This is a genomic window from Pseudomonas sp. B21-056 (assembly GCF_026016325.1).
In the GTDB taxonomy this organism is placed as follows: Bacteria; Pseudomonadota; Gammaproteobacteria; order Pseudomonadales; family Pseudomonadaceae; genus Aquipseudomonas.
The window spans coordinates 1444101-1468426 of sequence record NZ_CP087203.1; the positions used below are offsets into that span (position 1 = coordinate 1444101).

Genomic DNA, 24326 nt, shown 5'->3' on the forward strand with positions numbered 1-24326 from the left:
AATGCAGCCTGATTTCTGGAATGACAAACGCCCGACCGGCGTGCCCTCGGACATCGACCTGGGGGCCTACAAGTCGGTCATCGAGGTGTTCGAGCGTTCCTGCAAGAAATTCGCCGACCGCCCGGCGTTCAGCAACATGGGCGTGACCCTCACCTATGCCGAGCTCGAGCGCTGCAGCGCAGCGTTCGCCGGTTACCTGCAAACCCATACCGATCTGGTCCCCGGTGATCGTATCGCGGTGCAGATGCCCAATGTCCTGCAATACCCGATTGCCGTGTTCGGTGCCTTGCGCGCCGGGCTGATCGTGGTCAACACCAACCCGCTGTACACGCCGCGGGAAATGCGCCACCAGTTCAAGGACTCCGGCGCCCGGGCGCTGGTGTACATGAACCTGTTCGGCAGCAAGGTCCAGGAAGTGCTGCCCGACACGGACCTGCAATACCTGATCGAAGCGAAAATGGGCGACCTGATGCCTACCGCCAAGGGCTGGCTGATCAATACCGTGGTAAACAAGGTCAAGAAGATGGTCCCGGCGTATTCGCTGCCCCAGGCCATTTCCTTCAAGAGCGCCTTGCGCCTGGGGCGTGGCCAGGCCATCAAGCCATTGAACGTCAGCCTCGACGATATCGCGGTGCTGCAATACACCGGCGGCACCACCGGGTTGGCAAAGGGCGCGATGCTGACCCACGGCAACCTGGTGGCGAACATGCAACAGGCCCGGGCGTGCCTGGGGCAGTTCGGCGACGACGGCCAGCCGCTGCTGCGCGAGGGCCAGGAGGTGATGATCGCGCCGTTGCCGCTGTATCACATCTATGCGTTCACGGCGAACTGCATGTGCATGATGGTCACCGGCAACCACAACGTGCTGATCACCAACCCGAGGGACATCGGCGGTTTCATCAAGGAGCTGAAGAACTGGCGTTTCTCGGCCCTGTTGGGGCTCAACACGCTGTTCGTGGCGTTGATGGACCATCCGGACTTCAAGACCCTGGACTTCTCCAGCCTCAAGCTCACCAATTCCGGCGGCACCGCGCTGGTCAAGGCCACGGCCGATCGTTGGGAGCAGCTCACGGGTTGCCGCATCACCGAAGGCTATGGCCTGACTGAGACCTCGCCCGTGGCCTGTACCAACCCTTATGGCAAGGGATCGCGACTGGGTACGGTGGGGCTGCCGGTGCCGGGCACGCTCATGAAAGTGATCAGCGACGACGGCATCGAACAGCCCCTGGGCGAGCGCGGCGAGCTGTGCATCAAGGGCCCGCAGATCATGAAAGGCTACTGGAACAAGCCTGAAGCCACTGCCGAAGTGCTGGACAGCGAGGGCTGGTTCAAGTCCGGTGACATCGCGGTGATCGACCCGGACGGTTTCGTGCGGATCGTCGACCGCAAGAAGGACATGATCATCGTCTCGGGTTTCAACGTGTACCCCAACGAAATCGAAGACGTGGTGATGGCCCACCCGAAGGTCGCCAACTGCGCGGTGATCGGCGTGCCGGACGAGCGCTCGGGGGAGGCGGTGAAGCTGTTCGTGGTGGCGCGGGAGACGGGCGTCAGCCTCGAAGAGCTCAAGGCCTACTGCAAGGAGAACTTCACTGGCTACAAGATACCCAAGCACATCGTGTTGCGAGAGTCGTTGCCGATGACGCCGGTGGGCAAGATCCTGCGCAGGGAGCTGCGCGATATCGCTTGATGCAGGCCAAGCGCAAAACCCTTGTGGGAGCGAGCCTGGTGGGAGCGAGCTTGCTCGCGATAGCGGTGTGTCAGCCAATATCCATGTTGCTGATCTACCGCTATCGCGAGCAGGCTCGCTCCCACATTGGTTTTCAGAGCGTTCCTACAGTTTGTAGAATTTTTACTCTAAAAGTGACCATTGCATATTCTTGAGTCGAATTAGTGACCATGCCAGCCACTTTTGGCTCTAGTCGACCCTTGGCAAAGCTGCTACTCTCGGCGCGCTTTTGTGACTTCTCGGCCTTCATCCAAGCCAGATTCACCAACAAACACACCAATAATAATCGCATCAAATGCGGTGAGAATTCGCGTTGCTGAGGAGTGGGCTTCCATGATCGAAGACTTTTGGAAGGATAAGTACCCAGCTGGGATTGCTGCCGACATCAATCCAGACGAGTATCCGAATATTCAGGCGGTGTTGAAGCAGTCCTGCCAACGCTTCGCCGACAAGCCGGCATTCAGCAACCTCGGCAAGACGCTCACCTACGGTGAACTGTACGAATTGTCCGGTGCCTTTGCCGCGTATCTGCAACAGCATACCGATTTGCAGCCGGGCGATCGAATCGCCGTGCAACTGCCTAACGTTCTGCAATACCCGGTGGCGGTGTTCGGGGCGATTCGCGCCGGCCTCATCGTGGTCAATACCAACCCGCTGTACACCGCGCGGGAGATGGAACACCAGTTCAACGACTCCGGCGCCAAGGCGCTGGTCTGCCTGGCGAACATGGCGCACCTGGCCGAGGCCGTGGTGCCGAAGACAGGCGTCAAGCATGTCATTGTCACCGAGGTTGCCGACCTGTTGCCGCCGCTCAAGCGGCTGTTGATCAACAGCGTGATCAAGTACGTGAAGAAGATGGTCCCGGCGTATCACCTGCCCAAGGCCGTCAAGTTCAACGACGTATTGAGCAAGGGCCACGGCCGGCCAGTGACCGAAGCCAACCCGGGCAGTGATGACGTGGCCGTGTTGCAGTACACCGGCGGCACCACCGGCGTGGCCAAGGGCGCAATGCTGAGCCACCGCAACCTGGTGGCGAACATGCTGCAGTGCAAGGCGCTGATGGGCTCCAACCTCAATGAAGGTTGCGAAGTGCTGATCACGCCGCTGCCGCTGTATCACATCTATGCCTTCACCTTTCATTGCATGGCAATGATGCTGATCGGCAACCACAACATCCTGATCAGCAACCCGCGCGACCTTCCGGCGATGGTCAAGGAACTGTCGAAGTGGAAGTTCAGCGGCTTCGTCGGCCTCAACACCCTGTTCGTGGCGCTGTGCAACAACGAAGGTTTCCGCAAGCTGGATTTCTCCGCGCTGAAGGTCACCTTGTCCGGCGGCATGGCCCTGCAACTGGCCGCTGCCGAGCGCTGGAAAGCGGTCACCGGCTGCTCGATCTGCGAAGGCTATGGCATGACTGAAACCAGTCCGGTGGCCACGGTCAACCCGATCCAGAACATCCAGGTCGGCACCATCGGCATTCCGGTGCCATCGACGCTGTGCAAGGTCATCAACGATGCCGGCGTCGAACTGCCCCTGGGCGAAGTCGGCGAGTTGTGTGTGAAAGGTCCACAGGTGATGAAGGGCTACTGGCAGCGCCAGGAGGCCACCGACGAAATCCTCGACAGCGAGGGCTGGCTCAAGACCGGCGACATCGCGCTGATCCAGCCGGACGGCTACATGCGCATCGTCGATCGCAAGAAAGACATGATCCTGATCTCCGGCTTCAACGTGTACCCCAACGAACTGGAAGACGTGTTGGCGACCCTGCCGGGCGTGCTGCAATGCGCCGCCATCGGTGTACCGGACGAGAAGTCCGGCGAGGCGATCAAGATCTTCATCGTCGTGCGGCCAGGTGCCACGCTGACCAAGGAGCAGGTGATGGAGCACATGCGCGCCAACGTCACCGGCTACAAGGTGCCCAAGTCCGTCGAGTTCCGCGATGCGTTGCCGACCACCAACGTGGGCAAGATCCTGCGGCGTGAGCTGCGGGATGAAGAACTCAGGAAGTTGGGTTTGAAGAAGTAGCATTGCGTGTAAACAGAAAGCCCCGCCGAAGCGGGGCTTTTTGTTGCACGATTACTCAGGCAGTCGCTGTTGTGGCGAGGGGATTTAGCGAAACGTCGCACCGCCCCGCTGGGCTGCGAAGCAGACCAAAAAAAGCAAGGGCCGCTCCGCGCCCCAGCGGGGATAAATCCCCTCGCCACAGGGAAGTCGGCTGTAGGCGGTGGGTCACAACCTGAACTGCGCGAAATCCAGGTTGGTGCCCCCCGGTCGCAAGTCTTGCAGGTACGAATCCCTGTCGGCGCTCAGCTCCAGGCTCAGGGCGGCCTTGCGCTTGCCCTGGTTGCGCACTTCCAGGCCTTCCATTTTTTCCCGCAGGAATACGGTCGGCACTTTCAGGTGCAGCAGCTCGTCGGTGGTCGGGGTGTGCAGCAGCAGATGAATCCATTCGTATTGGCCGACTGCCAGGCGGGTCACCGGAATGTTGAACCAGAAGATGTTGCGGTTGCGGTTCAATTCGCTGAAATGGCAGTTGTTGACGCCCAGGACGGCGCCGCCCAGTTCCTGGTTTCTGCGGGCAATGGCCTGCTTCTTATCGAGTTTCATAACGTTCCTACGGGATTAAAGCTTCGGGCCGAGCCTGAATATGTGAGGCATTCTCGACGGTTGGCGGGCAAACATAAAGCCCCGCCGGTGCGAAGAATGAAACTTGCGCCGTGGAGCATCGGTCAATTCTGCGTCGGGATGAGATTGTCTCGAAGTCGCCAAACAGGCTACTTTGAGGTAAAAAAACGCCCCTTGAGTCGCCACGCGACCTTTTTTGCGGCGAAAGGAGACGCTCATGATATTTCCGGATATGAAAGGTTTGCCGTTGCATCGTGTGATGATGCGTACGGTGACCGAGTTTCTCGACGACGAGATGTCCACCTACGCCTCGGCACTGGCCTACCAGATGCTGTTTTCCCTGTTCCCCTTCATCCTCTTCCTGATCGCGCTGATTGGCTTCCTGCATCTGCCGGATTTCTTCTCGTGGTTGCGCCTGCAATCGGAGCTGGTACTGCCGCCCCAGGCGCTGGAGCAGGTCAACCCAGTGATCGACCAGCTCCAGCAATCCAAGGGCGGGTTGCTGTCGGTGGGTATCGTGGTTGCGTTGTGGACGGCCTCGGCCGGGGTGCGGCTGATGATGAGCGCCATGAATGCCGCCTACGACGTGGTCGAGGGACGCCCGGCCTGGAAGCGCTTCCCGCTGTCGATTTTCTATACGGTCGGCATCGCCGGCATGCTGCTCATCGCCGCGGCGCTGATGGTCCTCGGGCCGCAGGTGATGGAGTGGATTGCCTCCCAGGTCGGCTTGGAGGAATTCATCGTCACGCTCTGGACGATCGTGCGCTGGCCGGTGATCGTGATCCTGTTGATGGTGGCGGTGGCGTTGATCTACTACGTGATGCCTGACGTGAAGCAGGAGTTTCGCTTCATCACCCCAGGGTCGGTGCTGGCCGTGGTGGTGTGGATCATCGCCTCCCTGGGCTTCGCTTTTTACGTCAAGACGTTTGCCAACTACAACGCCATGTATGGCAGTATCGGCGCGATCATCGTATTGCTGCTGTACTTCTACATCTCGGCGGCGGTGCTGTTGCTGGGCGCGGAGATGAACGCAGTGATCGAACATATGTCCGCCGAAGGCAAGGAGCGTGGTGAGAAGGTTCCAGACGAGCACTGGAAGCACCATGTATCGGGACTGGCGCGCGACCACTCCATCAAACCGGACAGCGATCCGAACGCAGACGAAGCCCGACCATGATTCGAGAAATCCTCAAGATGGGCGATGCACGCCTGCTGCGTATCGCCCCACCGGTTCCACCGCAGATGTTCGACACCCCGGAGCTGTGGCAATTGATCGACGACATGTTCCAGACCATGGAAAGCGTCGGTGGCGTCGGTCTGGCGGCACCGCAGATCGGCGTGGACCTGCAACTGGTGATCTTCGGCTTCGAACACAGCGAGCGTTACCCCGACGCGGAGGCCGTGCCGCAGACCATCCTGATCAACCCGCTGATCACGCCGCTGAACCCGCTGATGGAAGAGGGTTTCGAGGGCTGCCTGTCGGTGCCTGGCCTGCGTGGAGCGGTCGATCGCTACCGGCACATCCGCTATGAAGGCTTCGATCCCAAGGGCGAGCCGATCGTGCGCACAGCCTCGGGTTTCCACGCACGGGTGGTGCAGCATGAGTGCGATCACCTGATCGGGCGCTTGTACCCGTCGCGCGTCACCGACTTCAGCAAGTTCGGGTTTACCGAGGTGATGTTTCCAGACCTTGATCCGACGGCCGACGATTGAACATTCACCTCAATCCCCTGTGGGAGCGAGCCTGCTCGCGATAGCGGTGGGTCTGCTTGCATCAGGGCTGAATGTTCCGCCGCCTTCGCGAGCAGGGTATATGAGATGGCATCAGGACCCGGTTCCCGGCTCCAACCCCATCGCAATCATCGGCTTGCTCCGTGCATACCGGCTCAGCCGCTCGGCCATTGCATAGGGCAGGGCAGGATCGAAAGTGAAGCCGTGTCGCTCATAAAAGCCGCGCAGCTCCGGGTGGCAGAACAGCCACACCGGTGCGTCCACTGCTTCCACCGCTTCGCTGATCAACCGCGCCGCAACACCTTGCCCACGGTACGCCGGGTCGACAAACAACCCCGTCAACCAGTGCCCGCCCGACACCGGTCGCAGGCACAGGGCGGCGACGATGTCATCCCGTCGCGCCACCCACAGTTGCGCGTCACGCACGGCTTTCATCGAGGATTGATGGGCGCGGTAGAACTTGTTCATCAAAGGCCACAGCGGTTCATCAAGCAGCACGTAGCGGATTTCGGACATGGCAACGTCGTGGAGGCGGTGAGGGGGGCGATTATAAGGGAACACGCTTCGACTGGCCGCAACGACGGACCGGGGCGTAGACCCCGGCGCATCATCGGCTGGCGGCCTGGCGGGTTCAGAGGGATGCGAGGCGCGTGGCCGCGGCGGGATCCTTATCGCCGGTGTTGCGGCGTTCCTGGTCCTTTTCTGCCTGCGCCATTGCGGATTTGTCCTGCATGCGCTGGGCAATTTCCTGGCCGACCGCCAATTGCTTCTCGGGTGGCATGGCCTCGTATTCTTCTTCGCTGATGCCCATCTCCTTGAGAATGCTGTCACGCAGGCGTTCTTCAGGCGTCTTGCTCATGTAGTCCTTGAAGTCCTTCAGTGCTGAGCTGTCGGTCTGGCTTGCCCAGGCATCCTGGGAGGCAAGGGTCTGCAGTTGCATGCGGGTCTTGGCGAACGCCTCATCGACGTTGTCGCTGATGGCGGTGGCCGCATTGACCTGTTGCGTGGCCTGTTGGGTGACGGACTCCTGGACCTGGACGTTGCCCTGGCTGGCCTGGGCCTGGACGTTCTCGCGCAACGCCTGCAACGCGGCGCTTTGCAGGCCGCTGGCTGCGTCGGCGGTCGGGTCCTCGCCCAGGCGCTTGAGCGGCAGAATCATCGCTTGCTGTTTTGCACTGACCAACATGAGGGATACCTGTAGGTAATGTCTGAGCGATGGGCAGGAGCAATTCCCATGCCGAGGCCAGGCGCCTCGGGTTACAAGGGTTGCAGGGATGCGGGGCGAGGCGAAGCGGCCAAGCCTTGCCGTTGACCGGCAGGGATCGACCGCCTCACCGGCTCAGGTGCTTTCGCGGATCTTGAGTTCGAAGCCCATGTCCACTACGGGTTGGGCGATGCGATTGCCCGCCATCAACGTCAGCATCTGTTCGGCGGCACGGCGGCCGATGGCTTCCCGCGGGGTACTAATGCTGCTCAGGCGCGGCACCATGTGGGCCGAGGCGGGCAAATCGTTGAAGCCGAGGACCGAGATCTGCTCGGGAATCCTGATGCCGCAGCGCAAGGCTTCGAACAGCGCGCCATGGGCAAGGTCGTCGTTGCCGAAGAAGATCCCATCGACATCCGGGTGGCTGGCCAGCAGTTGCAGGAACAATTCGCCGCCCAGGCCCACCGATGACGGGCGCGGGGTCAACAGCTCCAGGTCCGGGTCGTACAGCCCGGCCTGCTGCAGGGCCCGGCGGAAACCTTCGCCACGCAACAAGGTGCGCTGGTCCAATTGTGCGCCGATATAAGCCAGGCGTTTGCGACCGCGGGAGATCAAGTGCCCGGCCGCCGTCTCGCCGGCCTTGAGCTGGGAAAAGCCGACGCAGTTGAGGCCCGCCCCAGGGTCCAGTTCCATCATGTAGACACAGGGAATGTTGCTGGCCTCGATCATGCGGCGGGCGCTTTCGGTGCGGTCGAAACCGGTCAGCAACAAACCACGGGGCTGATAGGCCATGTAGTTGCGCAGCAGGTCTTCTTCTTCATCTCGGGAGTAGTGATAGTTGCCGATCACCACTTCGAAGCCCTTGGGCCGCAGCACGCGATGGATGGCTTCCAGGGTGTCGATGAACAGCAGGTTGGACAGCGACGGCACCAGCACCACCACCGAGTGGCTCTGGGCCGAAGCCAGGGCACGGGCGGCAGGGTTGACGACGTAGTTCAGTTCCTGCGCCGCCTGTCGGACTTTTTCTACCAGGTCAGTGGCCACGGTGCTGACGCCGCGCAGGGCACGGGAAGCGGTGATGGGGCTGACACCGGCCAGGCGCGCGACTTCGTTGAGCGTAGGGCGACCGGTGGTGCGTGTGTTCTTATCGTTCTTGGGGACGGTCATCAGGTGGCTTGCCAAACAAAAATCCAGGCACTAAGGTAGCGCTGTCTCGACGCGGCTGCAAATGCGCGAGTGGGGTTTGCCTGAATCCCATCCGTTGGTGTCGTGAACGAACAATGCTGCAACCACAAAAATGACAAGAAGGCGTCGGCAACTTCTGCTTTTGCTGCGGTGTCATAACTGGCAAAGGTAGCGCTGTCTGCGCGCTGAGGTGTTACATGAATAATCCCATCACCGCCCTGGTCATCATGGGCGTTGCCGGTTGCGGCAAGACTTGCGTCAGCCAGGCCCTGTGCCAATTGAGCGGCGCCACCGCCATCGAAGGCGACACGTTCCACCCTGCGGCCAACATCCAGAAGATGAGCGCCGGTATTCCCCTGAACGACGACGACCGTGCCGGCTGGCTCGACAGCCTGTGCGACGAGTTGCGCCGTGTCGATGCCACGGGCGAGCGCCCGGTGTTGACCTGCTCGGCCCTCAAGCACAGTTATCGCGAACGCCTGCGCAGCGCCTTGCCGGGCCTGGGCTTCGTATTCCTGGAACTGACCCCCGAGGTGGCGGCGGACCGTGTGTCCCACCGTCCCGGCCATTTCATGCCCTCGACCCTGATCGACAGTCAGTTCGCCACCCTTGAATCCCCCGTCGGCGAGCCCCTGACCCTGGCCCTGGATGCGTCCAGCCATGACGTCGATGAACTGGCTCGCCAGGCTTACACCTGGTGGGTGGAGCACGGCCTGAAGCTGGCCAGTTGAACTCCAAGAATTTTGCGTCAGAAAGATAGCGCTGTCCCGGCAGCTTACGAATAACTGCTTCAATAACAACAACAAATCAGGAGACACCTCATGTTCGGCATGTCCCACGAGTCGTTTCTACTGCTTGATGCAGTGGTCACGGTGATCGGACTCATCGTCCTCATCACCAAGTTCAAGTTCCACCCCTTCATTGCCCTGACCATTGCCGCGGCGTTTCTCGGCCTGACCTCGGGCATGCCGATCGGCACCATCATCAAGGCCTTCCAGGACGGCTTTGGCGGCGTGCTGGGCTTCGTCGGGATCATCCTGGCGCTGGGCACCATGCTCGGCAAGATGATGGCCGAGTCGGGCGGGGCCGATCAGATCGCCCAGACCCTGATCCGCGCCTTCGGCAAGGACAAGGTGCAGTGGGCGATGATGTTCGCCGCGTTCCTGGTGGGGATCCCGCTGTTCTTCGAAATCGGTTTTGTACTGCTGATCCCGCTGGTGTTCATCGTGGCCCGCCGCACCGGCGTGTCGATCATCAAGATCGGTATCCCGCTGCTCGCCGGTCTGTCCGCGGTGCACGGCCTGGTGCCACCGCACCCGGGTCCGCTGCTGGCCATCGGCGTGTTCGGTGCCGATATCGGCAAGACCATTCTTTATGGCCTGATCGTCGCGTTGCCGACCGCCATCATCGCCGGCCCGATTTTCGGTACGTTCATCGCCAAGCACATCCCGGGCCACGCCAATCAGGAGCTGGTCGATCAACTGGCCCGTGAGCCCGAGGCCAAGGAACTGCCGAGCTTCAGCATTACCCTGGTCACTGTGCTGCTGCCGGTGTTCCTGATGCTGCTCAAGACCTTTGCCGACGTGGTGCTGCCGGACGGCAACATCTTCCGTACCTTCATGGACCTGATCGGCCACCCGATCTCGGCACTGCTGCTGGCCTTGCTGCTGTCGCTGTACACCTTCGGCCATCGCCAGGGCATCGGTTCCAACCAGATCCTGAAGTTGCTCGACGCGAGCCTGGCGCCGACCGCCGCGATCATCCTGATCATCGGTGCCGGTGGCGGTTTCAAGCAGATGCTGGTGACCAGCGGTGTGGGTGACGTGATCGGCCACATGGCCGTGAGTGCGCAGATTTCGCCGATCCTGCTGGCCTGGCTGGTCGCGGCGGTGATTCGTATCGCCACCGGTTCGGCCACCGTCGCAACCATCACGGGGGCAGGCATCGTGGTGCCGGTAGTGGGGATGATCCCGGGCGTGAACCGCGAGCTGCTGGTGCTGGCGACCGGTGCCGGTTCGTTGATCCTGTCTCACGTCAACGATGCAGGCTTCTGGCTGGTCAAGCAGTACTTCAACATGACCGTGGCCGAAACCTTCAAGACCTGGACCGCGATGGAAACCATCCTGTCGGTGGTGGGGTTGGGCTTTATCCTGTTGTTGTCGCTGGTGGTCTAAGCCTGGCGAAGTAACCAATGTGGGAGCGAGCTTGCTCGCGATGGCGATATAACAGTCAGTATCTGTGTTGACTGATACACCGCCATCGCGAGCAAGCTCGCTCCCACAGTTGGTTTTGTGTCAGGCGTTGGTCTTGCTGACCAACCCATCCGCCCGGAACATCGCCCGGATCCCGCGCACAGCCTGGCGGATCCGGTCCTGGTTTTCGATCAGCGCAAAGCGCACGTGATCATCCCCATACTCGCCGAACCCCACGCCCGGTGAGACGCAGACCTTGGCTTCGGCCAGCAGCTTCTTGGCAAACTCCAGTGAGCCCAGGTGCGCATAGGCCTCAGGGATCTTGGCCCAGACGTACATCGACGCCTTGGGGTTTTCCACCATCCAGCCCAGTTCGTGCAGGCCCTTGACCAGCACATTGCGGCGCTGGCGGTACTGCTCGGCGATGTCGCGCACGCACTGCTGATCGCCTTCCAATGCGGCGATGGCGGCCACCTGCAACGGGGTGAAGGTGCCATAGTCGTGATAGCTCTTGATCCGCGCCAGGGCGCTGACCAGTTCCGGGTTACCGACCATGAAGCCGATGCGCCAGCCGGCCATGTTGTAGCTCTTGGACAGGGTGAAGAACTCCACCGCGATGTCTTTCGCGCCGGGCACCTGCATGATCGACGGGGCTTTCCAGCCGTCGTAGACGATGTCGGCGTAGGCCAGGTCGTGGATCACCAGCACGTCGTACTGCTTGGCCAGGGCGATGACCCGCTCGAAGAAGTCCAGCTCCACGCACTGGGCGGTGGGGTTGGACGGGAAGCCCAGGATCATCATCTTCGGCTTCGGAATCGAACCGCGAATGGCCCGCTCCAGTTCGTCGAAGAAATCCACGCCCGGTATCAGCGGCACCGAGCGCACCTGGGCGCCGGCGATCACCGCGCCGTAGATGTGGATCGGGTAGCTGGGGTTGGGCACCAGTACCGTGTCGCCCTGGTCCAGGGTCGCCAGCATCAGGTGGGCCAGGCCTTCCTTGGAGCCGATGGTGACGATGGCTTCGCTTTCAGGGTCGATGTCCACCTCGTAGCGGTCCTTGTACCAGCGCGAAATGGCGCGGCGCAGGCGCGGGATGCCTTTGGAGGTGGAGTAGCCGTGGGTGTCTTCACGCTGGGCGACGGTGACCAGTTTCTCCACGATGTGCGGGGGCGTGGCGCCGTCGGGGTTACCCATGCTCAAGTCGATGATGTCTTCGCCGCGCCGACGCGCAGCCATCTTCAGCTCGGCAGTGATATTGAATACGTAAGGGGGGAGTCGATCGATGCGCGCAAAGCGGCGCGGCGAACCTTGTTCGGCCATTGTTGCCTCGAGATACGTGAGCGCCCGGAACCGTCCGAGCGACGTTGGCCACTGCGGTGGCCTGCGGCGCAAGATAATGGCCGCGACGGCCGCTTGTCCAGTGGCGGCCCACAACTATTTTCGACGACACTGTCGACCCGCTCGTGGGATGCGTGCGGGCTGTTCAATTCGCCATACCAACCCGAACGGAATGATGATGGAATTTTCCAGCGGCTTTTTGCTGAGTCTCTCCCTGTGCCTGGACATCGGTGTCGCCAACATCGCGATGATCACTCTGGCGATGCAACGTGGTTATTTCCAGGGGTTCGCCCTGGGCCTGGGTACCTGCGTGGGCGACCTGGTCTATGCGGTGCTGGCCCTGGCCGGCATGACCGTGTTGTTGCAATACGCAGCGGTGCGTTGGGTGCTGTGGATCGGCGGTTCGGTGCTGTTGCTGTACTTCGCGGCGAAAATGGTTCATTCGGCGATTTATCACGGCGCAGTGCTGGAGCAGGCGGGCGAGGTGCAGGGCAACTCCTCTCGCCAGGAATTCCTGCGCGGGATCTTCCTGGCCATGTCATCGCCCAGCGCGATCCTCTGGTTCGCGGCCGTGGGCGGTACGCTCATCGCCCGTTCAGGAGGTGGCACCGTGCTCAGCTCGGTGCTTTTCCTCGGTGGCTTCCTCTGTGCCGGGCTGCTGTGGAGTGCCGGCCTGTGCCTGGCGGCGACCCAGGGTGGAAAATTATTGGGGGATAAATTGCTGCGTTATTCCTATTGGGCATCCGCTGCGATCTTCTGTTATTTCGCCGTTTACGTGATCCTTTCTGGCTACAACGAGTTTTTAGGGGCCTCCGTGGCGACGGTCATTCCAGCGGCCTGACAAGCCAAACGGCCCTGGCAATCATGGTTTGGCTTCTATACTGCCAAGCCCGAGCTCACGTTTTGCGGAGTGTTGACGCATGGAAAATCCCCAACGCGATTACATAGCCGAGCCACGCTTCGAACACGGAAATTTCCAACTGATCGCCGGTTTCGGCGGCCGTTTTACCCAGGAGACTGCCCAGGGTATCCCCCTGCTCTGGGAAAAATTTCTGCCCTGGCTCGGTAACGTGCCAGGGCAAAAAAGCGAAATCACCTACGGTGTGTGTTGCAACCCGGACGGGAAGGGCGGGTTCGAATACATCGCCGGGGTGGAGATCAGCCGACTCGATGATTTGCCGGAACAGTACCGCTGGATCGAGATCCAGCCCGCCCGCTATGCCGTGTTCGAACACCGTGGGCCGTTGAAAACCCTGCCGGACACCTTTCACCACATCTGGAATGTCTGGTTGCCACGGTCGGGTCACGAAGCGGCAGACGCACCGGAGTTCGAACGCTACAGCGAGGATTTCAACCCCAGGACCGGTGAGGGTACGCTGGAGATCTGGATACCGCTCAAAAGCCGCTAGTGGCCTGGAACATCAAGCCCATCCGTCGCTCATAACCGATGCGGCCCTTGTAGGCCTCGCCACAGTCGACCCAACCCATTTGGGTGTACAGGCCGATGGCCGATTCGTTACCGGCATCCACCGAGAGCTCCAACCCCCTGATTTCCGGCCAGGCCGCGCGCGCCACGGTGGGCAGAGCCTGGAGGCAGGCCTTGCCGTGGCCCTTGCCCTGGGCCCGGTGGTCGACCTGCAGGGCGTGCAGGGTCGCGCTGTGTTCATCGGCCCAGGCGGGCAGTACGGGCGCACGCTTGAGCAGCAGGAACGCCACCGGCACATCGTCGACCAGCCACGCGAAACCCTTGACCCCCGGGCAGGGCCGGGACAGCAGCATGTGCAGTGCCCCGTGGATGTCTCCGGCGAACCGGACCTGGTCCGGCAGGATCTCGATGGCCTCCACCTGTTGGCGCTGGACGGCACTCAGATGTTCGTAGGCGACAAGTTGAGCAGTCACAGTAACGTCCGTTATCTGCCGGCGGAATGAGGCTGGATTCTAGCGAACTTTCTTCCTTGAATTATTTTTATCCGGGATGTCGATTCGCCCTTTCCCCAGACGACAAAGGGTGTCTTCAACAAAAACCTGTGGAGAATCACCATGAATACCCAAACCACCGAAAGCGAAATCCAGACCCTGATCGACACCTATCGCCAAGCGGTCATGAGCAAGGACGTCGAAAAAGTCATGGCGCTCTATCACGATGACATCGTCTCGTTCGACGCCATCCAGGCCCTGCAATTCAAGGGCAAGGTCGCCTATCGGGCGCATTGGCAGGCCTGCCTGGAAATGTGCCCCGGCCCGCACAAGTTCGACTTCCATCAAGTCAGGATCAACGCGGCGGACAGCATCGCCTTCGCCCATTGGCTGGCCTATTGCGGCGGCACCAACGACAAGGGCGAAGAACAGGCCTGCTGGATGCGCGTGACGGCCTGCTACCAGCGTGTGGCGGGGCAGTGGAAGATCGTCCATGAGCATTGGTCGGCGCCGTTCGATCCGATGGCGGGCACGGCGATATTCGATCTGCAGCCCTGATCGTCGGTTTTTTCGCCACCACGTCCTTCTGCTGTCATTGTTGATCAGTTCGATCCCGGAGTTTTCCATGAAGTACTTATGCCTGGTGTATAGCAACGAACAAACGCTGCACAGCTCGCCCGACAGCCCGGAGGACGCCGAGTGCATGGCCTACGCCGAGTCGATCCAGGGCAGCGGGCGGATGATCGCCGCCGAGGCCCTGGCGTCGGTGCAGACCGCGACCACCGTGCGCATGCGTGGCGGCAAGCTGTCGATCACCGACGGGCCGTTCGCTGAAACCAAGGAGCAACTGGCGGGTTTTTACCTGATCGACGCCAAGGACTTGAACGAGGCCATCCAGGTCGCCGGCAACATCCCGGCGGCCCGGGTCGGTTGTGTCGAAGTCCGACCGGTGCGCCAACTGAACCCCTGAATAACAATCACAAACAGGATTTCGCTCATGAACCTCACACCTGCTGCTTTCGAATTGTCCATCAGCCGGCTGATCGATGCCCCGCGCCAGAAGATTTTCCGTGCCTGGACCGAGCCGGCCCTGCTGGTCCAGTGGTGGGGGCCCCACGGCATGACCACGCCGGAATGCGAAATGGACCTGTGGGTCGGCGGTCAGTTTCGCACCCTGATGCGTGCACCCGACGGCAGCGAGTACCCGACCATGGGGGTGTTCCTGGAAATCCTCGCCCCCCGGCGCCTGGTGTTCACCGATGCGTTCGTGCCCGGCTGGATGCCCTCCGGCAAGGCCTTCATGACGGCCGAGGTGGTGCTTGAAGAGGAGGGCGACAAAACCCGCTACACCGCCCGTGCCCTGCACTGGAGCGAAGAGGACCGGCAGGCCCACGAGGCCATGGGCTTCCATGACGGCTGGGGCCAGAGCCTGGACCGGCTTGAAGCGTTGGTCACCCAAGGCATGCCCGACTGATGTCGGTCGATGTAGTCAAGGCGCGGGTCGAGCAGGTCTACCGACAAGACTCACGGCGGATCCTCGCGACGCTGATTCGCCTGCTGGGGGATTTCGACCTGGCAGAAGAAGCCCTGCACGAAGCCTTCTTCATCGCGGTCGAGCGCTGGCAACGGGACGGTGTGCCGGACAACCCGAGGGCCTGGCTGGTGTCCGCCGGGCGCTTCAAGGCGATCGACAGTCTGCGCCGGCGAGCGCGCTTCGCGGCGTCCCAGCCCATGCTGATTGCTCAACTTGAAGCGCTCGAGCAGTCTGATTGGAGCGACGAAGACGTGGAAGACGATCGTCTGCGGCTGATTTTCACTTGTTGCCACCCGGCCCTGGCGGCGGATGCCCAGGTGCCGCTGACGCTGCGGGAAGTCTGCGACCTGAGCACCGAGGAAATCGCCCGTGCATTCCTCGCTGCACCGGCGGCCATCGCCCAACGTATCGTGCGAGCCAAGGCGAAGATTCGCGACGCGAAGATTCCCTACCAGGTACCGTCCCGTTCGGAGTTGCCCGAGCGCTTGGACAGTGTGCTGCGGGTGATCTACCTGGTGTTCAACGAAGGTTACTCGGCGTCGATGGGCGCCGAGTTGACCCGTGAAGACCTGACCCGCGAAGCCATCCGTCTTGCACGGCTGTTGATGGAGCTGTTGCCTGAAGCCGAAGTCATGGGTTTGTTGGCGCTGATGCTGTTGCATGAGTCCCGGCGGACGGCGCGCACGTCGGACACCGGTGAGCTGGTGCTGCTGGATGAACAGGACCGCTCCCTGTGGAATGCGCAACTGATTGCCGACGGCTGTGCGTTGGTGGAAGCCGCGTTGAATACCCGCCGGTTCGGGCCTTATTGCCTGCAAGCGGCGATTGCGGCTGTGCATGCCGAAGCGTCGACCGCCCAGGAGACAGACTGGCCGCAGATCGTCGGGCTTTATGATGTGTTGCTGCGCGTCATGCCGTCACCGGTGATCGAACTCAATCGCGCCGTCGCCCTGGCCAAGCGCGACGGGCCGGATGCCGGGTTGCGCCAGATCGAGTCGATCCTCGGGCGTGGCGAGTTGCTCGACTATCACCTGGCCCACTCGGCGCGGGCAGAGTTCTGTCGGCAGTTGGGACGAGTGGAGGAGGCGAGGGCGGCTTACCGGCGTGCGCTTGAATTGACACAGCAACTGCCGGAGCGACGGTTTCTTGAAGGGCGGTTGGCGGGGTTGGCGTGATGTGATCCCAAGGACCCGCGGCGAGGGATCTATTTGTGGCGAGGGGATTTATCCCCGTTGGATTGCGAAGCAATCCCACGCTTTGTGCAGCAGGTGCAGTCTGTTGACGAGTGCTTCGCACTCGAACGGGGATAAATCCCCTCGCCACAAGACAGTGTTTGGCTTTTCGGTGGCGCCAATAAAAAGGCGACCCGAAGGTCGCCTTTTTCATTCAGCCAGCGTTGATCAGAACTCGTGATCAGCGTTGTCCGGGTTCAGGTCGCTGATGCCCAGTTTGCCGGCAGCCTGTTCGATCGAGCCGGTCTGCTTGACCAGGGCGGCGATGGCGTCGCGGACGATCTGGTTGCCGGCGGTGTTGCCGGCGGCGATCAACTGGTCGTAGTGCTCACCCTTGTTGGCGTGATCGACCATGACCTGGATCTTGGCTTCGGTACTGGCCAGGTCGGCCTTGAGCGCGGTGTCCGCAGCCGGGTCAGCCTTGGCTACCAGGGACGACAGGCTGGCGCCGGTCATCTTGGTGCCGTCGACACGGGTGTACTCACCCAGGTAGACGTTACGCACGCCCTTGGCATCGTAGAAGTGCGAGTTATGGGTGTTGTCGCTGAAGCAGTCCTGCTCGTCTTCTGGCGAGTTGGCTTCCAGGGACACCTTCATGCGCTCGCCCGCCAGTTCACCCAGGGACAGGCTGCCCATGCCGAACAGCATCTTGCGCAGGCCGCTTTCGGCCGGTTCCGCTTCCAGGGTGGCGCGGTAGTTGTCGGCCACGTTCGGCTTCCAGTTGCCGACCATTTCTTCCAGGTCGCTGACCAGCAGTTGGGTCACGGACTTGAGGTAGGCACGACGACGGTCGTTGTGGCCGCCAGTGGCGCCGGCACCTTGCAGGTAGTCGGACGCCGGGCGGTTGCCGGCACCCGGGCCGGTGCCATTGAGGTCCTGGCCCCACAGCAGGAATTCGATGGCGTGGTAGCCGGTGGCGACGTTGGCCTCGGAACCACCCAGCTCGTTCAGGCTGGCGAGTTTTTCCGGGGTGATGTCTTTCACGTCGACCTTGTCTTCACCCACCTGGACTTCAGTGTTGGCGATGATGTTGGCGGTGGCGCCGGGGTTGCCCAGGGCGTGCTCGTAGGATTTGTCGACATAGTCGATCAGGCCTTCGTCCAGGGGCCAGGCGTTCACCTGGCCTTCCCAGTCGTCGATGATGGTGTTGCCGAAGCGGAACACTTCGCTCTGCAGATAAGGTACGCGTGCGGCGACCCAGGCGGCCCGGGCGGCTTTCAGGGTGTCGGCGTTCGGCTTGGCTAGGAACGCGTCGACGGCGGTTTGCAGGGTTTTCGCGGTGGATTCGGCATCGCTGTAGACGGCATAGACCATCTCGGCGTAATGCGCGACGACGGCCTTGGCGGCGGCTTCGTCGAGTTTGCCGGCAGCAGCAGGGGCGGCCGGTGCCGCAGTGCTGGCGGCAGGCGTTGGCGCTTGCGGCGCGGCAGCCTTGTCTTTGCCTTCGCCGCAGCCGGCGAGGGAAATAGCGATGGCCAGCAGACTGGCGGTAGCCAGGGGCATACGAATCATGGCAAACATCCTGCTTCGAAAATGGACGGGACTGGCGCGAGGGTGCGCAAAAACTGCGACATAATGCGAAAGATTTGCATTATGTGTAAAGGGCTGTGCCTGTAAATATTTCTTATTTAATAAATGCAGATGGGGTAGGAGCTGCCGAGCAACGCGAGGCTGCGATCTTTCCCCAGACACTTGAGTCCCAGGTGAAATCAAAATCGCAGGCTTCGCCAGTACCTGCGATCTTCAGAGCGTCAGAGAATGGAGGCCTTGCTGCGCTGCGCCTGTTTCAGATAAACCCCCAGCTCCCGTGCCGGCAGGGGTTTGCTGTAGTAGTAGCCCTGACCTTCATGGCAGCCCTCGGCGATGATGTAGGCTTCCTGTTCCACCGTCTCGACACCTTCGGCGATCACCTGCATCCCGAGGCTTTTACCCAACTGGATGATGGCGCGGACGATGGTCGCGTCGTCTTCGTCATCGAGCAGGTCCTGGACGAAGCTCTTGTCGATCTTGATCTTGTCCAGCGGCAGGCTCTTGAGGTAACTCAGGGACGAATAGCCGGTCCCGAAGTCGTCGATGGCAATCAGCGCGCCGGAGCGGCGCAGGCTCAGCAGGTGTTGGGCGGCGGTGGTGATGTCTTCCATCAGGCCGGTTTCGGTGACCTCGAGTTCCAGGCTGCGAGGTGGCAACCGGTACATCTGCAGGAAATTGTTCACCACCCGCGGCAGTTCGGCGTGGTGCAGTTGCACCGTGGACAGGTTGACCGCCATGCGCATTTCGACGAACCCCTGGTCGTGCCATTCGCGCAGTTGCTTGCAGGCCTGGTCCAGCACCCATTCGCCGATGGCGATGATGGTGCCGTTCTGCTCGGCCAGTGGAATGAACAGATCCGGCGGCACGAAACCGTGTTCGGGATGGTGCCAGCGAATCAGGGCTTCGGTGCCCACCACCCGCAAGTCGCGGTAGCTGATCTGTGGCTGGTAGACCAGGGTGAACTGATCGCGAACCAGAGCGTCGCGCAAGTCTTTTTCCAGCTCGCGACGGCGGCGCATTTCGCTGTCGACGCTGGCGATATAGAACTGATAGCGGTTGCGCGAGCGGCTCTTGGCCAGGGTCATGGTCTGTTCGGCTTTCTGTAGCAGCTTCTCGGTGCTGTCGCCGTCTTCGGGGAACAGCGTGATGCCGATGGTGGCGCGCAGGCGGATTTCCTGGTCGTCGAGGGCGAATGGCGCCTCCAGGTCGTCAAGGATGCTTTGCGACAGTTCGGCGGCTTCGTAAGGCTGTTCGATGTCGGCCTGGACCAGGGCGAACTGATCGCCGCCCAGCCGTGCCAGCGCACCCAGGCGCCCGCTGTGGGCCCGCAGCCGGTCAGCCAGGGCCAGCAGCAACTGGTCGCCGGTCTGGTAGCTGAACTGTTCGTTGATGCTCTTGAAGTCATCCAGTCCCACGCACAATACCGCGACCCGACGTTGCAGGCGGCCGGCGTCCACCAGGATCTTGTCCAGTTGCTGCTGGAGCTGCTGGCGGTTGGGCAGGCCGGTGAGAAAGTCGTACTGGGCCATCCGCAGCAAGCTGTTTTCCGCTTCGTGGCGCAGGTGCGTATTGCGCTCGATGGAGGCGAGCAACTGGTTGGCCGTGTTGATCCACAGGCCCAGCTCATTCTGCTCATGGCCTCGCAACTGCGGGATCTTGTGTTCGCTGGGGCGGTCGGGGTTGATTTCGGTCAGGTGCTCGATGATCCGGGACAGCGGCTTGGTCAGCAGCCAGTGATAGACCAAGTACAGCACCAGGCCCATTGCCAGGGCCCGCAGCATGCCGGAGATGAAAATGATGACCGAGCTGATGATGAAGCTCTGGCCGTAGGTGGCGGTGTCCAGGGTGATGCTCAGGTCGCCGTAGTATTCGCTGTAGGGGCCGCGGCCAACCAATTGCGTGGTGAAGGTACGTTCCTTGCCCAGGATCAGGTCGGTCAGCCAACGGCTTTCGGAGTGCTGCAAGGGCCGGGTCTTTTCGGCGAGCATGGTTTCGTGAGGGTGACCGATGGAGGCCATGCGGACGGCTTCGTCCTGGAACAGCCCTTCGATCACCTGCATGCCCATTTCCCGGTCGAGGCTGTAGACGGCCTGGGTCGAGGGATCGCGAAACATATCGAGGATGCGTTGGGCGTCGCTGGCAACGGCCCGGTTGGTTTTGTAGGCATCGAACACGATCTGAGCACAGCTCAAAATCACGCCAACGATCAATGCCGAAAGGAGCACGACCCGGAGCAACTTCACAGACAAGCTGTTCTTGAGTTCCAGCTTCAAAGAGGGATTCCTTGTACCGTGCGGGTAGCGTCAAGTTGCCATGAGTATTGGCAATCCTGTGATGTCAGTCAAAGGGACAATCAAACACAAGGGATTTTGCCCGGAGCATGGCCGATATACGGTTTTTCCAGAGTGATTGCTCTACGGTCATTGTGTCGGTTGCAGAGGCCCGCAACTTGAGGGCTTGAGGAATTTTTTGTTGGGATTCGGACGTGAGGTCATCCGCTCGGAAAGGGGCGGTGAAATTTATGCGGGATGAAAAAAACCCGGCAAGGTGCCGGGTTCTTTTGTCTGGCATCGAGGCCTGGAACGAAGCTTAGGCGGTGAAAGCCTTGCCTTCGAACTGCTCTGCCACGAATTTCCAGTTGACCAGGTTCCAGAACGCTTCGACGTATTTCGGGCGAAGGTTGCGGTAGTCGATGTAGTAGGCGTGTTCCCAGACGTCGCAGGTCAGCAGCGGGGTGTCGCCACTGGTCAACGGGTTGCCGGCGCCGATGGTGCTGGCCAGGGCCAGGGAACCGTCAGCCTTTTTCACCAGCCAGCCCCAGCCGGAGCCGAAGGTGCCGATGGAAGTCTTGCTGAACTCTTCCTTGAACTTGTCGAACGAACCGAAGGCCTTGTTGATGGCTTCGGCCAGTGCGCCGATAGGTTGACCGCCGGCGTTGGGCGCCAGGCAGTTCCAGTAGAAGGTGTGGTTCCAGACCTGAGCGGCGTTGTTGAAGATACCGCCCGAGGAAGTCTTGACGATTTCTTCCAGGGTCTTGCCTTCGAACTCGGTGCCAGGCACCAGGTTGTTCAGGTTCACGACGTAGGTGTTGTGGTGCTTGTCGTGGTGGAATTCCAAAGTCTCTTTGGAGATGTGCGGCTGCAGTGCATCGTGTGCGTAGGGCAGCGGCGGCAATTCGAAAGCCATGGTGATTCTCCTAATCAGGTCAGTTGCGGTGAGCGCAAGGCCGATCACGGGCGGCCGGACTAGCGCCGGGGAGTTTGTACTCTTTGCGGCGCAGGGTCGGATCATAGCACCGGGGGTGCGGCATAACCACGCAACAACTGTGTGGGATAGAGGTTCCAGAGCGGTTTTGAATAATCAGCCCATGACGATCAGTTGCACCGCGACGGTGAACATCATTACCGCCACCAGCAGGTCGAGGATCCGCCAGGTGCTCGGGCGAGCCAGCCAGGGGGCCAGCCATGCGGCGCCGCAGGCCAGGGTGAAGAACCATAGCAGCGAGGCGCTGGCGGCGCCCACGACATAGGCCCCCGGCACGCTCTGCTGGGCACCGAGGGAGCCGATCAGCAGCACGGTGTCGAGGTAGACGTGGGGGTTGAGCAGTGTCACGGCCAGCGCACTGAGCAATACCGCCCGCAACGAGCGCACAGCCTGGTTCTCGCCTTGTTGCAGGCTCTGCTTCGAACAGGCCCGACGCAAGGCCAGGCTGCCGTACCAGAGCAGGAACGCCGCACCGCCCCAGCGGGCAATCGACAGCAACAGCGGACTCTGGGCCAGCAGCGTAGCCAACCCGAATACGCCGGCCATGACCAGCAGCGCATCGCAGGTGACGCACAGCGCCGCCACGGGCAAATGATGTTCGCGACGCAGGCTCTGGGCCAGCACAAACGCGTTCTGGGCGCCGATGGCCATGATCAGCCCGAGGGCCACCAACAGGCCGTTCAGATAGCTTTGCCACATAGATTCAATCCCCGGTCAGTGTGCGAATGCTGGCCATTTTCGAGTGGAACGCTGTATAAGAAAAACCAATCTTGCTGATTGCTCATTAGGAATACTGATGTTCGATTACAAATTGCTGGCTGCCCTGGCGGCGGTGGTGGAGCAGGCCGGTTTCGAGCGCGCCGCCCAAGTGCTGGGGTTGTCGCAATCGGCCATTTCCCAACGGATCAAACTGCTGGAGGCACGGGTCGGCCAGCCGGTGCTGGTACGCGCCACGCCGCCAGCCCCCACCGAGATCGGTCGCCGTCTGCTCAACCATGTGCAGCAGGTGCGTTTGCTCGAGCGCGATCTGCAAAGCCTGGTGCCGGCACTGGATGAAGACGGGCTGCCGGAACGTCTGCGCATCGCTCTGAATGCCGACAGCCTGGCGACCTGGTGGGCGGGGGCCGTGGGCGATTTCTGCGCCGAACATCACCTGTTGCTGGACCTGGTGGTCGAGGACCAGACCGTTGGCCTCAAACGCATGCGTGCCGGCGAAGTGGCGGCGTGTGTCTGCGCCAGCGAACGCCCGGTGGCCGGTGCGCGCAGTGTCTTGCTGGGGGCCATGCGCTACCGTGCGCTGGCGAGCCCGGCCTTCATCGCCCGGCACTTCCCCGATGGCGTGCGCGCCGATCAACTGGCCCGCACGCCGGCCCTGGTGTTCGGTCCGGATGATTTCCTGCAACACCGCTACCTCGCTTCCCTCGGCGTCGAAGGCGGTTTCGAGCACCATTTGTGCCCGTCGTCCGAAGGTTTCATCCGCCTCGCCGAAGCCGGGCTTGGCTGGGGGCTGGTGCCGGAATTGCAGATGCGCGAGCAACTGGCGCGTGGCGTGCTGGTGGAGTTGCTGGCAGATAAACCGATCGATGTGCCGTTGTACTGGCATCATTGGCGCAATGGCGGACAGTTGCTCGGGTTGTTGACCGAGCGATTGATCCACTTCTCGAGGCGCTGGCTGGTGCCTTGGGAGCCGCAATGAGCGTCAAGCCGCAAGCGGCGCACAGATTAATTTGCCGTGGCGGCCCAAGGGTTGCCGCGGCATGGGTTGGGAGTATTCATGAAAATTCTGGTTACCGGCGCAAGCGGCTTCATCGGCGGGCGCTTTGCGCGGTTCGCCCTGGAGCAGGGCCTGGATGTACGGGTCAACGGACGCCGGGCCGAGAGCGTGGAGCACCTGGTGCGGCGCGGTGCGCAATTCGTCCCGGGGGATCTGAGCGACCCATTGTTGGCCCGTGATCTGTGCCTGGACGTCGAGGCCGTGGTGCATTGCGCCGGTTCCGTGGGGTTGTGGGGGCGCTATCAGGATTTTCACCAGGGCAACGTCCAGCTCACGGAAAATGTGGTCGAGGCCTGCCTCAAGCAAAAGGTCCGGCGCCTGGTACACCTGTCGTCCCCCTCGATCTATTTCGATGGCCGTGACCACCTCGGGCTGACCGAAGAGCAGGTGCCCAAGCGCTTCGGCCATCCCTACGCCGCGACCAAATACCTGGCCGAGCAGAAAGTCTTCGGCGCCCAGGAGTTCGGCCTTGAAGTGCTGGCCCTGCGGCCGCGCTTCGTGACCGGCGCCGGTGACATGAGCATCTTCCCGCGCCTGTTGAACATGCAGCGCAAGGGGCGCCTGGCGATTGTCGGCAATGGTTTGAACAAGGTCGATTTCACCAGCGTGCACAACCTCAACGAGGCGCTGCTCAGCAGCCTGTTGGCCACCGGTTCAGCCTTGGGCAAGGCCTACAACATCAGCAACGGGGCGCCGATTCCGCTGTGGGACGTGGTCAACTATGTGATGCGGCAGATGGACGTCCCACAGGTCAGGCGTTACCGTTCCTACAAGCTGGCCTACAGCGTTGCAGCGTTGAACGAAGGGGCCTGTAAATTGTGGCCGGGTCGTCCCGAACCGACGCTGTCGCGCCTGGGCATGCAGGTCATGAACAAGAATTTCACCCTCGACATCAGCCGGGCCCGGCATTATCTCGATTACGATCCGCAGGTCAGCCTGTGGGCCGCCCTCGATGAATTCTGCACCTGGTGGAAAGCCCGCTGATCGGCCCGTCATGAACCGACTGCCGGGTTCGGGGTCAATCGGTGCGGCGGGCGAGGGGGTTATACTCGCCGCATCAAGCCATTACTG

The 24326-nt window shown here is 61.5% G+C and carries 24 protein-coding genes; 14 read left to right on the forward strand and 10 right to left on the reverse strand.

The annotated features are described in order from the left end of the window. Position 1: 1 nt before the first annotated feature. Positions 2–1690, forward strand: coding sequence for a long-chain-fatty-acid--CoA ligase FadD2 (gene fadD2, locus LOY67_RS06420; protein WP_265066437.1), 1689 nt, complete (start codon positions 2–4; stop codon positions 1688–1690). Positions 1691–2062: 372 nt separating this feature from the next. Beyond that, on the forward strand, positions 2063–3754 hold the full coding sequence (fadD1, locus tag LOY67_RS06425) for a long-chain-fatty-acid--CoA ligase FadD1 (protein WP_265066438.1): 1692 nt from the start codon (positions 2063–2065) through the stop codon (positions 3752–3754). 204 nt (positions 3755–3958) lie between these two features. Here fadD1 and LOY67_RS06430 read toward each other — a convergent pair whose 3' ends face one another. Further along, complete coding sequence (locus LOY67_RS06430) at positions 3959–4336, reverse strand: hypothetical protein (RefSeq protein ID WP_265066439.1); 378 nt, start codon at positions 4334–4336, stop codon at positions 3959–3961. A 235-nt stretch (positions 4337–4571) separates the two neighbouring features. Between LOY67_RS06430 and LOY67_RS06435 the strand changes: the two genes are divergently transcribed. Further along, on the forward strand, positions 4572–5531 hold the full coding sequence (locus LOY67_RS06435) for a YihY/virulence factor BrkB family protein (protein ID WP_265066440.1): 960 nt from the start codon (positions 4572–4574) through the stop codon (positions 5529–5531). Beyond that, the gene (gene def / locus LOY67_RS06440) at positions 5528–6067 is read left to right on the forward strand and encodes a peptide deformylase (RefSeq protein ID WP_265066441.1); all 540 of its coding nucleotides are present in this window, start codon (positions 5528–5530) and stop codon (positions 6065–6067) included. Before LOY67_RS06435 ends, def begins: the two co-directional genes overlap by 4 nt. A gap of 111 nt (positions 6068–6178) precedes the next feature. On the opposite strand, the gene LOY67_RS06445 is transcribed toward def, so the two are convergent. The 3 genes from LOY67_RS06445 to LOY67_RS06455 form a co-directional block, all read right to left on the reverse strand. Then, entirely contained in the window at positions 6179–6601 is a 423-nt protein-coding gene (locus tag LOY67_RS06445; RefSeq protein ID WP_265066442.1) for a GNAT family N-acetyltransferase, read from the reverse strand. Between the two features lie 115 nt (positions 6602–6716). Continuing rightward, positions 6717–7271 carry a hypothetical protein gene (locus LOY67_RS06450; protein WP_265066443.1) on the reverse strand — a complete coding sequence of 185 codons (555 nt, stop codon included), beginning with the start codon at positions 7269–7271 and terminating at the stop codon, positions 6717–6719. Positions 7272–7424: 153 nt separating this feature from the next. After that, complete coding sequence (locus tag LOY67_RS06455; protein WP_265066444.1) at positions 7425–8456, reverse strand: LacI family DNA-binding transcriptional regulator; 1032 nt, start codon at positions 8454–8456, stop codon at positions 7425–7427. A gap of 215 nt (positions 8457–8671) precedes the next feature. On the opposite strand from LOY67_RS06455, the gene LOY67_RS06460 reads away from it, so the two are divergent. Then, positions 8672–9205 carry a gluconokinase gene (locus tag LOY67_RS06460; RefSeq protein ID WP_265066445.1) on the forward strand — a complete coding sequence of 178 codons (534 nt, stop codon included), beginning with the start codon at positions 8672–8674 and terminating at the stop codon, positions 9203–9205. 90 nt (positions 9206–9295) lie between these two features. Next, a complete protein-coding gene (locus tag LOY67_RS06465; protein ID WP_265066446.1) occupies positions 9296–10648 on the forward strand; it encodes a GntP family permease in 1353 nt (450 codons plus the stop codon). Positions 10649–10768: 120 nt separating this feature from the next. Here the strand turns inward: LOY67_RS06465 and alaC are convergent, their stop codons facing one another. Continuing rightward, entirely contained in the window at positions 10769–11986 is a 1218-nt protein-coding gene (gene alaC / locus LOY67_RS06470; protein WP_265066447.1) for an alanine transaminase, read from the reverse strand. Positions 11987–12182: 196 nt separating this feature from the next. Here alaC and LOY67_RS06475 point away from each other — a divergent pair, with 196 nt between their 5' ends. Both LOY67_RS06475 and LOY67_RS06480 read left to right on the forward strand, forming a co-directional pair. After that, positions 12183–12845, forward strand: a complete 663-nt coding sequence (locus LOY67_RS06475) for a LysE family translocator (protein ID WP_265066448.1) — start codon at positions 12183–12185, stop codon at positions 12843–12845. Positions 12846–12924: 79 nt separating this feature from the next. Then, positions 12925–13413: a GyrI-like domain-containing protein gene (locus tag LOY67_RS06480; protein ID WP_265066449.1), complete on the forward strand. Its 489-nt coding sequence runs from the start codon at positions 12925–12927 to the stop codon at positions 13411–13413. Here LOY67_RS06480 and LOY67_RS06485 read toward each other — a convergent pair. Then, entirely contained in the window at positions 13400–13903 is a 504-nt protein-coding gene (locus LOY67_RS06485) for a GNAT family N-acetyltransferase (protein ID WP_265066450.1), read from the reverse strand. The two genes, LOY67_RS06480 and LOY67_RS06485, sit on opposite strands and share 14 nt — an antisense overlap. Before the next feature lie 141 nt (positions 13904–14044). On the opposite strand from LOY67_RS06485, the gene LOY67_RS06490 reads away from it, so the two are divergent. The 4 genes from LOY67_RS06490 (at position 14045) to LOY67_RS06505 (ending at position 16630) form a co-directional block, all read left to right on the forward strand. Continuing rightward, positions 14045–14479: a YybH family protein gene (locus tag LOY67_RS06490; RefSeq protein ID WP_265066451.1), complete on the forward strand. Its 435-nt coding sequence runs from the start codon at positions 14045–14047 to the stop codon at positions 14477–14479. Between the two features lie 67 nt (positions 14480–14546). Continuing rightward, positions 14547–14891: a YciI family protein gene (locus LOY67_RS06495; protein ID WP_265066452.1), complete on the forward strand. Its 345-nt coding sequence runs from the start codon at positions 14547–14549 to the stop codon at positions 14889–14891. A 27-nt stretch (positions 14892–14918) separates the two neighbouring features. Continuing rightward, a complete protein-coding gene (locus tag LOY67_RS06500; protein WP_265066453.1) occupies positions 14919–15395 on the forward strand; it encodes an SRPBCC family protein in 477 nt (158 codons plus the stop codon). Further along, entirely contained in the window at positions 15395–16630 is a 1236-nt protein-coding gene (locus LOY67_RS06505; RefSeq protein WP_265066454.1) for an RNA polymerase sigma factor, read from the forward strand. The genes LOY67_RS06500 and LOY67_RS06505 overlap by 1 nt, the downstream gene beginning before the upstream one ends. A 225-nt stretch (positions 16631–16855) precedes the next feature. Here the strand turns inward: LOY67_RS06505 and LOY67_RS06510 are convergent, their stop codons facing one another. The 4 genes from LOY67_RS06510 to LOY67_RS06525 all read right to left on the reverse strand — a co-directional run bounded on the left by LOY67_RS06510 (position 16856) and on the right by LOY67_RS06525 (position 22180). Next, positions 16856–18199: an imelysin family protein gene (locus LOY67_RS06510; RefSeq protein WP_265066455.1), complete on the reverse strand. Its 1344-nt coding sequence runs from the start codon at positions 18197–18199 to the stop codon at positions 16856–16858. A gap of 239 nt (positions 18200–18438) precedes the next feature. Further along, positions 18439–20490: a putative bifunctional diguanylate cyclase/phosphodiesterase gene (locus LOY67_RS06515; protein WP_265066456.1), complete on the reverse strand. Its 2052-nt coding sequence runs from the start codon at positions 20488–20490 to the stop codon at positions 18439–18441. 316 nt (positions 20491–20806) lie between these two features. Next, a complete protein-coding gene (locus LOY67_RS06520) occupies positions 20807–21403 on the reverse strand; it encodes a superoxide dismutase (RefSeq protein WP_265066457.1) in 597 nt (198 codons plus the stop codon). 174 nt (positions 21404–21577) lie between these two features. Next, entirely contained in the window at positions 21578–22180 is a 603-nt protein-coding gene (locus tag LOY67_RS06525) for a LysE/ArgO family amino acid transporter (RefSeq protein WP_265066458.1), read from the reverse strand. 91 nt (positions 22181–22271) lie between these two features. Between LOY67_RS06525 and LOY67_RS06530 the strand changes: the two genes are divergently transcribed. Together LOY67_RS06530 and LOY67_RS06535 are read left to right on the forward strand one after the other, a co-directional pair. After that, positions 22272–23177, forward strand: a complete 906-nt coding sequence (locus LOY67_RS06530; RefSeq protein ID WP_265067706.1) for a LysR family transcriptional regulator ArgP — start codon at positions 22272–22274, stop codon at positions 23175–23177. A gap of 78 nt (positions 23178–23255) precedes the next feature. Further along, complete coding sequence (locus tag LOY67_RS06535) at positions 23256–24239, forward strand: NAD-dependent epimerase/dehydratase family protein (protein WP_265066459.1); 984 nt, start codon at positions 23256–23258, stop codon at positions 24237–24239. Positions 24240–24326: the final 87 nt, after the last annotated feature.